The organism is Lwoffella lincolnii (assembly GCF_002014765.1).
Classification (GTDB): domain Bacteria; phylum Pseudomonadota; class Gammaproteobacteria; order Pseudomonadales; family Moraxellaceae; genus Psychrobacter; species Psychrobacter lincolnii.
The window spans coordinates 138,914-151,413 of the sequence record NZ_MUYT01000001.1 but is presented as its reverse complement, the minus strand read 5'-3'; the positions used below and the strand labels follow the sequence as shown (position 1 = coordinate 151,413).

General features: G+C 43.3%; 11 protein-coding genes. 9 read left to right on the top strand and 2 right to left on the bottom strand.

Annotation, left to right across the window (positions count from 1 at the left end; all coding sequences use genetic code 11):
• Positions 1-374 precede the first annotated feature (374 nt).
• The gene (gene rpmA, locus B0682_RS00770) at positions 375-629 is read right to left on the bottom strand and encodes a 50S ribosomal protein L27 (protein WP_078306195.1); all 255 of its coding nucleotides are present in this window, start codon (positions 627-629) and stop codon (positions 375-377) included.
• A 63-nt stretch (positions 630-692) separates the two neighbouring features.
• Entirely contained in the window at positions 693-1,007 is a 315-nt protein-coding gene (rplU, locus tag B0682_RS00765; RefSeq protein ID WP_078306194.1) for a 50S ribosomal protein L21, read from the bottom strand.
• A gap of 342 nt (positions 1,008-1,349) precedes the next feature.
• On the opposite strand from rplU, the gene B0682_RS00760 reads away from it, so the two are divergent.
• From B0682_RS00760 to leuS, 9 genes are all read left to right on the top strand, one after another.
• Positions 1,350-2,369, top strand: coding sequence for a polyprenyl synthetase family protein (locus B0682_RS00760; RefSeq protein WP_078306193.1), 1,020 nt, complete (start codon positions 1,350-1,352; stop codon positions 2,367-2,369).
• 76 nt (positions 2,370-2,445) lie between these two features.
• The gene (locus B0682_RS00755) at positions 2,446-4,149 is read left to right on the top strand and encodes an efflux transporter outer membrane subunit (protein WP_078306192.1); all 1,704 of its coding nucleotides are present in this window, start codon (positions 2,446-2,448) and stop codon (positions 4,147-4,149) included.
• Entirely contained in the window at positions 4,146-5,156 is a 1,011-nt protein-coding gene (gene hemB / locus B0682_RS00750) for a porphobilinogen synthase (protein WP_078306191.1), read from the top strand. The genes B0682_RS00755 and hemB overlap by 4 nt, the downstream gene beginning before the upstream one ends.
• 203 nt (positions 5,157-5,359) lie before the next feature.
• Entirely contained in the window at positions 5,360-5,773 is a 414-nt protein-coding gene (locus B0682_RS00745; protein WP_078306304.1) for a rhodanese-like domain-containing protein, read from the top strand.
• A gap of 145 nt (positions 5,774-5,918) precedes the next feature.
• Positions 5,919-6,182: a glutaredoxin 3 gene (gene grxC / locus B0682_RS00740; protein ID WP_078306190.1), complete on the top strand. Its 264-nt coding sequence runs from the start codon at positions 5,919-5,921 to the stop codon at positions 6,180-6,182.
• A gap of 150 nt (positions 6,183-6,332) precedes the next feature.
• Positions 6,333-6,785 (top strand): protein-export chaperone SecB, encoded by a 453-nt coding sequence (gene secB, locus B0682_RS00735; protein ID WP_078306189.1) that lies wholly within the window; start codon positions 6,333-6,335, stop codon positions 6,783-6,785.
• 203 nt (positions 6,786-6,988) lie between these two features.
• Positions 6,989-8,203: a succinyl-diaminopimelate desuccinylase gene (gene dapE, locus B0682_RS00730; protein WP_078306188.1), complete on the top strand. Its 1,215-nt coding sequence runs from the start codon at positions 6,989-6,991 to the stop codon at positions 8,201-8,203.
• Positions 8,204-8,307: 104 nt separating this feature from the next.
• The gene (locus B0682_RS00725) at positions 8,308-9,597 is read left to right on the top strand and encodes an aminotransferase class I/II-fold pyridoxal phosphate-dependent enzyme (RefSeq protein WP_420845494.1); all 1,290 of its coding nucleotides are present in this window, start codon (positions 8,308-8,310) and stop codon (positions 9,595-9,597) included.
• A gap of 153 nt (positions 9,598-9,750) precedes the next feature.
• On the top strand, positions 9,751-12,486 hold the full coding sequence (leuS, locus tag B0682_RS00720; protein WP_078306187.1) for a leucine--tRNA ligase: 2,736 nt from the start codon (positions 9,751-9,753) through the stop codon (positions 12,484-12,486).
• Positions 12,487-12,500: the final 14 nt, after the last annotated feature.

The following is a 12,500-nucleotide window of genomic DNA, read 5'->3' as shown; positions in this document are numbered from 1 at the left end:
GTATGAATGTGTGAATGTTAAATGAGATGTTATCTAAATGAATGTATCATTAATAACGGTGAATGAATGTATCAGAGATGTGAGTGTGAACCCATCACTTTTGCTGTTAGCCAGTTTCTATATATTATAGAATATTAATATCATATTACTTGTTTTATATTGCTTGCCTAGACCAATTTTGCAACCAACACAACACGATTGTAACGTAAGATGACAAATTGGCTAAATGTAAAAACCCAAACACAAAATAAGCACAAAAAAAGACCCCAAATGTGGGGTCTTTTATCAGATTGTCTTAAAAAATGACCTTAATCAACTGTCATGAATTAAGTTTTGATAAATTAAGCTTCTATTAAGTATTAAGCTTCTAAGTATTAAGCTTCGATAGAAACATAACGACGATTAAACTCACCTCGCCTTTCAAACTTAACTGCACCATCTGTTAAGGCAAATAGTGTGTGGTCTCGACCCATGCCAACGCCTTCTCCAGCATGAAACTCTGTACCACGCTGACGCACGATGATATTGCCAGCAACCACTTGCTCACCACCAAATTTTTTAACACCCAAATATTTAGGGTTAGAGTCACGTCCGTTACGAGTCGAACCTGCCGCTTTTTTATGTGCCATGAGATTTTCTCCAATATGGTTAATTGATGGTTAATCGTAAAAAATTGAACTTATTGTCTGTTATTAGCCATTAATCGCTTTGATTTTCAACTTGGTGTACCATTGGCGATGACCTTGCTCTTTGTGGTAGTGCTTGCGACGCTTATGCTTGACGATGCGGATTTTTTCACCACGACCATGCTCAATCACTTCAGCTTCAACTGTTGCACCTGATACCAATGGTTGACCGATTTTAATGTCTTCGCCATTAACCACCATCAACACCTCATCGATGGTTAAAGTACTACCGACTTCGGCCCCTTTTAACAGTTCAACTTTTAACGTTTCATCAACGCTGACACGATGCTGTTTACCACCACTTTTAATCACTGCGTACATGTTTTGACTCCAGTTTAACCTGAGTGCCGTGGTTGCCCCGATGACAACGCTTCTATAACGGACACGACAAGGAAAAATTTGAATGAAAAATTTTACTGATTTTTTGTCTTAAAATCAAGCAAATACGACATTATTTTTAATCTGTGCCTTTATTTTATGGCGGCTTATTTCACAAGCGACCTTTATCATCTTTTACTGTCTGCTTTCTGTATAAAGTTATCTGCATCAGACCTTTAATAACTGGTCATTGCCTGCCAGTTACGGTAGAATGCTACCTTTATTTGTGTCCTTATTGATGTCTTTTTTGACTGTTTTTAAGTTTGAGATAAGTTTGAGATTGCCATGTCATCAACCCCCGCCAATCCAATGAACATCAACGCCATCAAAAACTATGCCGATATTCAGTCCATCGTTGCTGATGATTTTGCTTTTATGGACAAGCAAGTATTTAGTGGCTTAAATTCCAAAGTTAAACTGGTCATGGCAGTGTCAGGACATGTCATCAATGCTGGTGGCAAGCGTATGCGTCCTTTGATTACCTTGCTTTGCTCTCGTATGATGTGTGATAAGCCCCATAAGCCTGCCATGCACTTGGCTGCCATTACCGAAATGTTGCACACCGCCACACTGGTGCATGATGATGTGGTTGATGAGTCAAGACTAAGACGAGGCAAGCCCACTGCCAATGCCACATGGGACAATCCCACAGCAGTATTGGTTGGTGATTATCTGATTGCTCGTTCGTTTAATTTATTGGTTGGTTTTGGTTCTTTACCCTTACTTAAGTTGTTTTCTGATGGCACTTGTGACATTGCTGAAGGTGAGGTATTGCAACTTCAGCATCAACACAACCCAAATGCCACTGAGTCTGATTATATGAACATCATCGATGGCAAGACATCACGGCTGTTTATGATGGCAACACAAGGGGCAGCATTGTTGCATGGTCAAGAGCAGTATTTGCAAGCTTTGTCTGATTTTGGACAGCACTTTGGTAATGCCTTTCAAATCATTGATGATGTGTTGGACTATGGTGGTGATGCTGAGGTTATGGGTAAAAATTTGGGTGATGATTTAAGTGAAGGCAAACCCACTTTACCAACCATTAAAGCATTAGAGTTTCTCAAACAAGCTGGTCATGCAGATTATGATTTGCTTCGCATTGCCATACAGACAGGCAGAACCGATAACAGCCAAGCCCTTATCCGTTTGGTGCAAGAGTCTGGAGCGTTGGCGTATTGTAAGGACAAGGCTTTATACGAGAGTCAACATGCCCTAGATGCGTTGCAATCTTTACCTGACAATCGCTACCGTCAAGGCTTAATGGACTTGACGCACATGGCGATGGCTCGGTTAAATTAAGCCAAACGCTTATTTTTCTGTCATCAGCCAAACACACCTTTTGAATCAATGATTAATAAAAAAAGAAGTTTTTATCATGTCAATACATTTGCGTTCATGTCAATATGACCACCCATTTCAACAGCTTTATAAACCACCATCATGTCAACCGCCATTTAGCCAGCTTAAGCTTGCCCTTGCTTTGGGTGTTATGGGGGTATCAGCTTGTACCACCATTCCCCCTACCGAGCCTGCCACGTCCATGGTACTTGCTCAGCCATTGATTCCCATTGATGCTCCTTATGGTGTGTATGATAACAGCACCTTAAGTACCCATACCCAACCGAGTATTGCCACGTCCAGATGGCAACAATTTTATGCTGATGAACGCCTTAAGGCACTCATCGCCTTAGCATTACAAAATAACAAAGATTTACAGCAAGCCATGCTAAACGTCAAGCTTGCCAAGGCTCAATATCAGATATCTGAGCTTGAAGACATTCCCACATTAAATTTTAACGCCAACCATAATCGTGGGGCCAATCATGCTGTTGATAAAAATCCGTCTGACCGTTTTAGTGTGGGATTATCAGCATCAAACTATGAGCTTGATTTTTGGGGACGCATTCACAATCTTCAAGAACAGGCGCTACAAAGATACTTTGCCAGCAGTGCAGGGCAAGACAATGCCCAAATTATCCTAATCAGTAACGTGGCACAGACGTATGTCAATTTGAGCTATGCACTGGCTCAATTGCAACTGGCAGAAGCCACCGCCAGCACTCGAGCAGAGTCTTTACGCATCACCCAAGCCCGTTTTAACGCTGGGGTGGACGCCAAATCGCCATCACTACAGGCTGATGCGGCATTAGAAAGTGCCAAACTTGCCATCTATCAAGCCCAAAACCAAATCCTAAAAATCCGTAACGCCTTACAACTTTTGATTGGCATGCCCATTGCTAATGAGCTGTTGCCACCAGCTGGTGTGCAAGATGTGGTCAGCCCACAGATATTTAACACAGGCCTACCCAGTGAGCTGTTACACTACCGCCCAGACATTTTACAAGCAGAGTTCACCTTAAAGGCCGCTGGTGCAAACATCGCCGCTGCCCGTGCTGCTTTTTTTCCACGCATCACCTTATCAACCAATGTCGGTGTTGCCAGTCCCAAGCTTGATGATTTGTTCGATTCATCAAGCGTCAGTTGGGGTTTTTCACCTTCAATTAGCCTGCCCATCTTTGATGCAGGGGCATTAAACGCCAATTACCAAGTCAGTAAAATTCAGCAACAGCAAGCCCTTGCCAGCTATGAAAAAACCATTCAGACTGCCTTTAAGGAAGTCAACGATGTGCTGGCAGACAGAGCCGTTCTGGACAAACAGCTCAAATCACAGTATCGGTTACAAGATAATTTTAACGAAACATATGACATTGCCAATGCCCGATATAAAGCAGGGCTGGATAATTATCTGACGGTATTAGACGCTCAGCGGTCACAGTTTGCCAACCAACAAAGCTTGCTACAGCTTGAGCAAGCCAAAGTCATCAGCCAAATACAGCTATATCAAGCGTTGGGAGGTGGAGCAAGTATTGATGTGCCTGTCAATTTAACGTCTCCTGCTGATGCCAATCTATTCACTTTTATTGACCCACAGGGGCGTGATGCCACCCTGGCTGAAGCGGCCAGTACCGCTCGGGTAGCAAGCCATGATGATGTCGCCCGCTTAATTGTCAAAGAACCAGCAGAACGAAAACAAGTAGAACAAGAACAAATGCAAATTGTTAACGAGGTAACCCCATGAATTTGGTTTTTAATCGTCAATACCCACTGACCCGCCTACGTCGCTTGCGTGTGCATGACCATGTGCGCGCCATGATACGAGAAGTTGAGCTGTTACCCAAACACTTCATTGCTCCAGTGTTTGTCATTGAAGGTAACCATGTCCGCCAACCTGTTGCCAGCATGCCAGGGGTAGAGCGGTTAAGCATTGATTTATTGATAAAACATGCCAAAGACTTACTCAATGAAGGGGTAACAACATTGGACTTGTTCCCTGTCATCGATGTGGCAGATAAGTCTTTGGACGGACATGCTGCTTATGATGATGATGGTCTGGCGTGCCGAGCCATCAAATCGCTAAAAGATGCCGTGCCTGACATGGTGGTGATGACCGATGTGGCGCTCGACCCCTACACCACTCACGGACAAGATGGCGTGATTGATGCCCAAGGCTATGTGCTAAATGACACGACGGTAGAAATTTTGGTTAAACAAGCCTTAAGCCATGCCCGTGCTGGTGCAGACATCATCTCACCGAGTGACATGATGGACGGACGGATTTTGGCAATTCGTCAAGCCTTTGAACAAGAAGGTTTTGCCAATACCGCCATCATGGCATACTCCGCCAAATACGCATCAGCCTATTATGGTCCTTTTCGTGATGCGGTTGGCAGTGCTGGCAACCTAAAAGGCGGACACAAAAAACAATACCAAATGGACTTTGGCAACCGCTCAGAAGCCTTACATGAAGTGGCATTAGACATTGCTGAAGGGGCAGATATGGTCATGGTCAAACCAGGACAACCCTATCTGGACTTAATCCGAGAGGTCAAAAATACCTTTGGTGTGCCAACATTTGCCTATCAGGTTTCAGGGGAATACGCCATGCACCAAGCTGCCATTGCCAACGGTTGGCTCAGTGAAGCGGTGATTTTAGAATCACTCATCGGTTTTCGCCGTGCTGGTGCAGATGGCATCTTGACTTATTATGCGTTGCAAGCGGCTCGTATGCTAAATGAAAGCCATTAGGTAATCTTGATTAAGAAACCTTGATTAAGAAATCTTACCAATGGTCCTCTTAACAACGCTAAATCTTGGCAATGACTGAGTATTGTCTGTATAATGACAAACATTGGGTCGTTGTTATTTCACATTGATGTTTAACATTTCGCATTGACATTTAACTTTGTTGTTATTTAACATGGTTTTAATGATGCCTTTTGGAGGTAAATTTGTCACGTTGGTTAGAATTTATGGGCAACCATCCTTTTTTATTTGGGTTGCTTGGGGTATTGGCTATCATGCTGTTTAGCATAGACAGCAAACGCAGTGGCAAAAAAATCTCTGCCAACGCATTGGGCAGTTTGGTAAATGACCAAAATGCCCAAATCATCGATATCCGTGCCAAAAAGAAATTTGACACAGGTCACATTCAAGGCAGTCGCAACATTCCTTTTACCGAATTAAAAGACCGCTTAGATGAATTACGTGCCATCGAAGCCCCCATCGTGGTGGTGTGTGACATGGGAATCCAAGCAGGAACAGCGGTGCAAATGCTTGATAAACCGAGTGCATATCGCCTAGAAGGTGGTATTGGTGGTTGGCAAGCAGCTGGCATGCCGTTGGTTGGTGGTAAAAAGCGTTAAGTAAAAAACGATAGGTAAAAAACGTTAAACGCCACAAATTAACTGCCTTACTATTCCTTGTACCCCTTGTTTTTTTATGACAACTGCCCCATAAACTTAAGAACATAAGGTAAGTTATCCATCATTTTTTTAAAATGGAGTTTTTATGACTGCTCAAGTAAAAGTTTATACCACCCCCATTTGTCCTTATTGCTCAAACGCCAAACAACTATTAAAATTAAAAGGTGTGGACTATGAAGAAATTAGCATGTACGACATCAGCAGTGCAGAGCGTCAAGAACTGATGAAAAAAACCAACAACTACCGCGCCGTACCACAAATTTTTATTGGTGATGCTTTTATCGGTGGTTTTAATGAATTAAACAAACTGAATCAACAAGGCAAACTGGACGACATTTTGGCAGGTTAGACTGTATTTTTTGTATGATGTCATTGCATTTGTTATGATGTCATCTTTGTTGGCTTCATTATTTATCAGCGTTTATCAGCCCACTTTTTATAAGCTCATTTTCACATTTAAACCCATTTTCAAGCCCATTTCCATACTAAGGAGAACACCATGGCAGAAGAACAAGCACAACCACAATTGGCACTAGAGCGTATTTATGTTAAAGACATGTCTTTAGAAGTCCCTGGAGCAGAAGTTTTTACCAGAGAGTGGAATCCAGAGCTTGACATCAATTTATCAACCAGTGCAGAACAACTTGATGAGTCACATCAACAAGTTGTCTTAACCGTAACAGTCAGTGCCAAAAATGGCAACGAAACTGCTTTCATTGCTGAAGTGCATCAAGCAGGTATTTTCTTACTTCAAAATATCCCTGAAGAGCAAATGGGTCATCTATTGGGTGCTTACTGCCCTAACGTGCTGTTCCCTTATGCTCGTGAAGTCATCAGCGACATCGTAACTCGTGGCAGTTTCCCACAACTGTTATTGGCTCCTGTCAATTTTGACCAAGCTTATATGCAAAGCCAACAGCAAGAGCAGATAGCCAGCGAAGGCAACGCTTAAGCTTGTCATAAGCACATCATAATCAGCATGTCATCAACAGTGAAACATGCCCATCATTGCATTAGCTTAGACTTTTGTCTAAGCTAATTTTTTGTCCGCCATCTCTTTTAAAAACCACCTTTTAAAAACCACACTGAATCAGCTTCAATTTTTTTAACAAATAGGCTTTTTGATAGACAGCTTTTTAATAAACAGGCAATGACATGCACATTCAAACACAAACACCCAGCGAATTGGCACAAGCATTACAAGAGCCAACCTTAAAACTTAGTCAAACTTTAATGGCACGTCCATCTGTTACGCCAAACGATGTTGGTTGCCAAGAGATTATCAGCCAACAATTAGCACCACACGGTTTTGTTGCTGAGTATCTACATTTTGGTGATGCCAATCAAACAGGGCAACATGCCCAAGTCAAAAACTTATGGCTTCGCCGTGGGCAGACGTCTCCTGTTTTTTGTTTTGCAGGGCATACCGATGTTGTCCCTACGGGTGATGTTGATAACTGGCGATTTGACCCCTTCACGCCGACTTTGGCAGATGGCCATCTTTGGGGACGTGGGGCAGCTGATATGAAAACTGCCATTGCTGCTTTTGTGGTGGCAACTGATAAATTCATCAACGATTATCCAAATCATCAAGGTTCTATTGCCATGCTGATAACATCAGATGAAGAAGGACCTTCGATAAATGGCACAGTCAAGGTCATCGATACGCTAGAAGCACGACAAGAAAAAATTGATTATTGTTTGGTTGGTGAGCCTTCTAGCACAGATGTTTTGGGTGATGTGATTAAAAATGGACGGCGTGGTTCGCTGGGTGGTGTCCTAACGGTAACAGGCAAACAAGGACATGTGGCGTACCCACATCTGGCAGTCAATCCCATTCACGAATTTAGTGCTGCTTTAGATGAATTTATTCATACTCAGTGGGATAATGGCAACGACCATTTTCCAGCAACCAGCATGCAGCTGTCTAACATTAACGCTGGCACAGGGGCTAACAATGTCATTCCTAAAACGCTCACAGCGGTGTTTAATTTTCGTTTTTCTACTAAAACCAATGTCGATGCACTCAAACAACAAACCCACGCCATATTTGATAAACACTTTGCCAACAGCACCGCCCAATATGCCATAGATTGGCAATTGTCTGGCAATCCGTTTTTGACCGCAAAAGGTGAGCTGGTTGTTGCCACCCAAGCCGCCATTAAAGCAGAGCTGGGATTAGACACACAGCTGTCCACTGCTGGCGGTACGTCTGACGGACGCTTTATTGCCCCCACAGGAGCACAAGTGGTTGAGTTGGGAGTGCGTAACGCCACCATTCATCAGGTCAATGAAAAGGTTGAGGTGAATGATTTGGGTAAATTGGCAGCGGTGTATTATCAAATATTATGTCAGCTGTTGGTGAGATAGGTGCTGTTAATCATATAGATGGTCAGTCATATAGATGAATGATTGTCAGATGACCATCAGTGCAATACAATAAAAAGCATGCCAATCAATCAGATAACCAAACAATCAACCAAACAGGCAATCTTATGAATCATGATGTAAAGAATGCAACACAATCAAGACACAAATCTTTAAAAAAGTCAAAAAAACTACAAAATGTTTGCTATGACATCAGAGGACCTTTGTTAAAGACCGCCAACCGTATGGAAGCTGACGGTCATCGCATCATCAAGCTCAATGTCGGCAACCCTGCCCCTTTTGGCTTAGATGCCCCACAAGAGATTTTACAAGATGTGGCATTCAACTTACACAAAGCCACAGGTTACTCTGATTCGCAAGGGATTTTTTCTGCTCGCAAGGCAATTTTGCAATATTATCAAAACAAAGGACTGCTGTCGGCAGTTGATGTGCGTGATGTCTATCTGGGTAATGGGGTGTCTGAGCTGATTGTCATGTCCATGCAGGCCTTACTTGATGACCATGATGAAGTGCTCATCCCCATGCCTGATTATCCGTTATGGACCGCTGCCACCCATTTGGCAGGGGGTAAGGCGGTGCATTATCGCTGTGATGAAGACAACAACTGGCAACCCAATCTTGAGGACATCAAAAGTAAAATCACCCACCATACTCGAGCCATTGTCATCATTAACCCCAATAACCCCACAGGGGCGTTATATTCAGATGATAATCTCAAACAAATCATCAAACTGGCAAAAGAGCATGATTTGGTGCTCATGGCTGATGAAATTTATGATAGGGTGCTTTATGATGATGCCGAACACCACCCCATTTGTACCCTAACCAAAGACGTATTGGTGCTGACATACAATGGCTTATCTAAATCGCATCGAATCGCAGGCTTTCGTTCTGGCTGGTTGATGTTGTCTGGCAAAAAAGACCATGCCCAAGATTTTATTGAAGGTTTAGACATGCTATCGTCCATGCGATTATGTGCCAACGTGCCTGCACAATATGCCATTCAAACCGCCATGGGTGGTTATCAAAGTATGCAAGCATTGACATGCGACGTGGGGCGATTATATAAACAACGACAGCTGGCAATCGAACGACTAAACGCCATTGATGGCATTTCTTGCACCATGCCACAAGGGGCATTTTATTGTTTTCCAAAGCTTGATTTGGACGTATATCCCATTAAAGATGATGTGCAACTGATGATGGAGTTATTAGAGCAAGAAAAAGTGTTGATGGTACAAGGAACGGGGTTTAATTGGGACAGACCTGACCATTTCCGTGTGGTCTTTTTGCCTAATATTTATGACTTAGAAGAAGCCTTAGAGCGGTTGGAACGGTTTTTTAACAAAAAACGCCAACAGTTTGGGACAGCTTAAACTGCCTGACATGACATCATGATGTCAAGCATGGTTGTTTTAGGTAAATTGACCATTTGAGCATGCTTTTTTTATTAATTTACGCTATGCTATGCAACTTTATCTTATTAATCACATCATCTTATTGACCACACAACCGACAGAACATGTACCATGACCGCTAAAATCTCCATTGATGCACAAAACCCATCAAACAATACCAGCAATGATGTCAACAATGATAAGCTGACATATCAGCCTGCCATCATTGAGCCTGCCCAACAACAACTTTGGCAAAACGAACGTCGCTATGAAGTCAGCAACCAAACAAATGACAAGCCCAAACGTTATATGTTGTCAATGTTTCCCTATCCCAGTGGCAAATTGCACATGGGGCATGTGCGTAATTATACCATCAGCGATGTGCTGTCACGCTATTATCGCCTAAAAGGCCATGAAGTCATGCAACCCATGGGTTGGGACGCTTTTGGCTTGCCTGCTGAAAACGCCGCCATCGCCCATCACATTGCCCCTGCTGACTGGACGTATAAAAACATTGCCAACATGCGTGAACAACTAAAATCATTGGGGCTATCGATTGATTGGTCACGTGAGTTTGCCACCTGTGATGCCGACTATTATCGCTGGGAACAATGGCTGTTTATTCAGTTGTTTAAAAAGGGATTGGTCTATAAAAAACTGGCAACCGTCAACTGGGATCCTGTCGATAATACCGTGCTTGCCAATGAACAAGTGGTCGATGGACGTGGCTGGCGAAGTGGGGCGTTGGTTGAAAAACGAGACATTCCCATGTATTACTTTAAAATCACTGACTATGCTGATGAACTGCTAGATGACTTAGACCAGCTAGAGGGGCATTGGCCTAAAGAAGTGTTGACCATGCAACGCAACTGGATTGGTCGATCCCAAGGCATGGAAGTCCATTTTCCCTATACGCTAAACGACAAACCCCATACCCTAGATGTGTTCACCACACGCCCAGACACACTCATGGGAGTGACTTATGTGGCAGTGGCGGCTGAACACCCATTGGCTCAACACGCCGCTGAAAATAACAGCAAGATTGCTCAATTTATCCAAGAATGCAAACAAGGCTCAGTGGCAGAAAAAGACCTTGCCAAAGCCGAAAAAAAAGGCATGGATACAGGACTTAGCGTTACCCACCCCATCACTGGTAAAGACGTGCCTGTCTGGGTTGCTAACTATGTGTTGATGAGCTATGGTTCTGGTGCGGTCATGGCAGTGCCTGCTCACGATGAGCGAGATTTTGAATTTGCCAATAAATATGCCCTGCCCATCAAACAGGTGATAAAACCAGACCGTGAATTGACTGACGATGAACAAGCGTTCGACAACAGTCAATGGCAAGATTGGTACGCTGAACGTGGCATCAGCATGAACTCAGACAGTTCTGGTGAGATGAATTTTGATGGCTTAGATTTTGATGGCATGGTTCGTGCCATTTTGGCAACAATAGAATCGCAAGGTTTGGCACACACCACCATTAATTACCGTTTGCGTGATTGGGGCGTGTCCAGACAGCGTTATTGGGGTTGCCCCATTCCCACCATCAACTGTGAGCATTGTGGTACTGTGCCTGTCGATGAAGCGGATTTGCCCGTTGTGTTACCGACCGATGTCATTCCAGATGGTAAGGGCAATCCGCTAAACCATCATCAAGCATTTTTACACACCACCTGCCCCAAATGCGACAGCGATGCCACTCGTGAGACTGATACTTTTGACACATTCATGGAATCCAGCTGGTATTATGCCCGTTTTGCATCGCCCCACTTCGAACAAGGCATGATTGACAAAACAGGGGCAGATAAATGGTTGCCTGTTGACCAATATGTTGGTGGGGTTGAACATGCGGTCATGCACTTATTATATGCTCGTTTCTTTCATAAACTGATGCGAGATGAAGGTTTGGTCAGTGGTGATGAGCCATTTGCCAATTTATTGACACAAGGCATGGTATTAGCAGGTACTTATCTGCGACACAATGATGACGGCAGCACATCATATTATTATCCCCATGAAGTCGATGTTAGGTTTAATGAACGTGGTCAACCCATCGATGCCATATTAAAAGCCGATGGACAACCCGTCATCATCGGTAAAATCGAAAAAATGTCCAAATCAAAAAACAATGGTGTTGACCCACAACAAACCATTGACACATATGGGGCAGATACCGTACGCCTATATACCCTGTTTACCGCCCCTGCTGACCAGACCTTAGAGTGGTCAGATGATGCCCTAAAAGGACCTTATAACTTCCTTAAAAAAGTGTGGCGTTATGGCATGGAATTGTCCTATTCACTGGCAGAGCATCAACTCAATTCTGTCAATCTGTACGCCAACACCACTTATCAAGCCGACAGCTTAAGCAAATCTGCCAAAGACTTACGCCGTAAAACTCACGAAACCATCAACAAATTAGATGATGATTTGGGTAAACGGTTGGCACTTAACACACCTGTGTCATCGCTGATGGAATTGGCAAATGAGCTGAGTCATTTCAACCCACATCACAAACAAGACTTAGCCGTTGCCAATGAAGCCTTGGTTAATTTATTGATTTTATTGTCCCCTTATGCCCCACACATGGCAGAAGCATTATTGACGGAGCTTGGGCATGATACGTTAACATTAAAGTTCCCAAACATCGATGAAACCGCCTTAGTACAAGACAGCATCACCATGGTGATACAAGTCAATGGCAAAGTGCGTGGCAAAATGCAAATCGCCCCAAATAGCGACCCAGAGCAAATCAAAGCCCAAGCCAAACAAACGGACAGCGTGGCAAAATTCTTAATTGGTGATATTAAAAAAGAAATTATTGTGCCTAATAAATTAATCAACATTGTGGTTGTGCCAGCTTAATTTTAGGATTGGAT

Excerpts from the sequence above, each read along its gene's own strand:
- rpmA (WP_078306195.1), bottom strand. The coding sequence starts at position 629 with ATGGCACATAAAAAAGCGGCAGGTTCGACTCGTAACGGACGTGACTCT.
- rplU (WP_078306194.1), bottom strand. The coding sequence starts at position 1,007 with ATGTACGCAGTGATTAAAAGTGGTGGTAAACAGCATCGTGTCAGCGTT.
- B0682_RS00760 (WP_078306193.1), top strand. The coding sequence starts at position 1,350 with ATGTCATCAACCCCCGCCAATCCAATGAACATCAACGCCATCAAAAAC.
- B0682_RS00755 (WP_078306192.1), top strand. The coding sequence starts at position 2,446 with ATGTCAATACATTTGCGTTCATGTCAATATGACCACCCATTTCAACAG.
- hemB (WP_078306191.1), top strand. The coding sequence starts at position 4,146 with ATGAATTTGGTTTTTAATCGTCAATACCCACTGACCCGCCTACGTCGC.
- grxC (WP_078306190.1), top strand. The coding sequence starts at position 5,919 with ATGACTGCTCAAGTAAAAGTTTATACCACCCCCATTTGTCCTTATTGC.
- secB (WP_078306189.1), top strand. The coding sequence starts at position 6,333 with ATGGCAGAAGAACAAGCACAACCACAATTGGCACTAGAGCGTATTTAT.
- dapE (WP_078306188.1), top strand. The coding sequence starts at position 6,989 with ATGCACATTCAAACACAAACACCCAGCGAATTGGCACAAGCATTACAA.
- leuS (WP_078306187.1), top strand. The coding sequence starts at position 9,751 with ATGACCGCTAAAATCTCCATTGATGCACAAAACCCATCAAACAATACC.